Here is a 1,342-nt window from a genome sequence, read left to right on the forward strand (position 1 = left end):
GTCAGCGTCGTCTTGCCGTGGTCAACGTGACCAATCGTACCAACGTTGACGTGCGGCTTGGTCCGCTCAAACTTTTCCTTGGCCATTTTCAACTCCCAAAAGGAATTTCACATGTTGCGCCGCGCGCAAACAGACACTGACTTTGTACTGCTGGTGCCCATGGGCAGGATCGAACTGCCGACCTCTCCCTTACCAAGGGAGTGCTCTACCACTGAGCCACATGGGCGCTATTGCGCTTCAACTACACGGACTGGAGCGGGTGAAGGGAATCGAACCCTCGTCGTAAGCTTGGAAGGCTTCTGCTCTACCATTGAGCTACACCCGCACGGGCCACTAACGATTCCCTACCGCTCTTTGCGTTGATGTTCTGGTGGAGGAGGTTGGATTCGAACCAACGTAGGCGTAAGCCAACAGATTTACAGTCTGCCCCCTTTAGCCACTCGGGCACCCCTCCGTAGAGAACTGACGATTATGGGGGTGCATCGCACTCTTGTCAAGCACATCTGAAAGATTATTTTCATTCTCTTCCAGAGCACTTGCCGACCCACCCGACACTCACGCTCACCCGGCTGAGGCAAGCACGAGAGGAGGCCGATCGGCGCCACATCTTCGTCAGACTCCGTCTTCAGCGTCGATTTGCATCTTCGCTAAAAACGAAAGACCGCCATGATACGACCTCCCGCGGATAATGCCAAGCGGGTAGATGCAAAAAATTTGCAATTTCCATGCCGACGGGAATTGCGGGGGCATCCGGCAAACTTCCGGACCAGCTGAAGCCGATTGACGGTGACGTCAGCATATCGCCCGGCCCGGGGCTGCCGCGTTGTCCGCAGGGGCCTCGGGGACACCGACACCGGATTCCGGATATAGCGCCGCCGTTCGCCTCCTCCGCTGCGATAGCTTGACCTGACGCTCACGTTGATAAGCTTGCACGAAGGCCCGATGCAATGCGGGCTGCACCGCTGCACGTTCGCCGCGACGGTGACGCGCAGTCGACGTGGCAGCCAGGGGTGCGGGAGCAGATCGTCGCGTATGAGCGGCAGCATGACGCCGAAGCAGGTTGAGCTTTGACCCTAGCCCACAATATGGCCCCACTTAGAAGTGGAAAATTCCGGCATGACGATGTCATCGGGACCTGGAGGTCATGCCGCGAAGAAGAGCAAGTTCACCGAAGAGCAGATCGCCTATGCGTTGAAGCAGGCCGAGCTGGGCACGCCGGTCGCGGAGGCCACCGCAAGATGGGGATTAGCGACGCAATGTTTTACATATATGGACTGCTCCCAATAGCAAACGGAAGTTGACGGACACGGAAGTCGATTGCGTACATATATCCGGCGTCAGG

Annotated in this window: 1 protein-coding gene, 3 tRNA genes and 1 pseudogene; 1 reads left to right on the plus strand and 4 read right to left on the minus strand. The window is 57.4% G+C overall.

All coding sequences use genetic code 11. The features are described 5' to 3' along the window. The 4 genes from DIE11_RS35925 to DIE11_RS35940 all read right to left on the minus strand — a co-directional run. The coding region (locus tag DIE11_RS35925) for a GTP-binding protein (protein ID WP_039555751.1) at positions 1–86 on the minus strand (86 nt) is incomplete at its 3' end. A gap of 65 nt (positions 87–151) precedes the next feature. Then, a tRNA-Thr gene (locus tag DIE11_RS35930) sits at positions 152–226 on the minus strand. 25 nt (positions 227–251) lie between these two features. Beyond that, positions 252–325, minus strand: a tRNA-Gly gene (locus DIE11_RS35935). Positions 326–368: 43 nt separating this feature from the next. Then, positions 369–454, minus strand: a tRNA-Tyr gene (locus DIE11_RS35940). A gap of 668 nt (positions 455–1,122) precedes the next feature. Between DIE11_RS35940 and DIE11_RS37340 the strand changes: the two are divergent. Then, a pseudogene (locus DIE11_RS37340) lies at positions 1,123–1,265 on the plus strand (transposase); the annotation flags it as partial. Between the last annotated feature and the right edge of the window lie 77 nt (positions 1,266–1,342).

The organism is Burkholderia sp. Bp9012, assembly GCF_003853825.1.
Classification (GTDB): Bacteria; Pseudomonadota; Gammaproteobacteria; order Burkholderiales; family Burkholderiaceae; genus Burkholderia; species Burkholderia diffusa.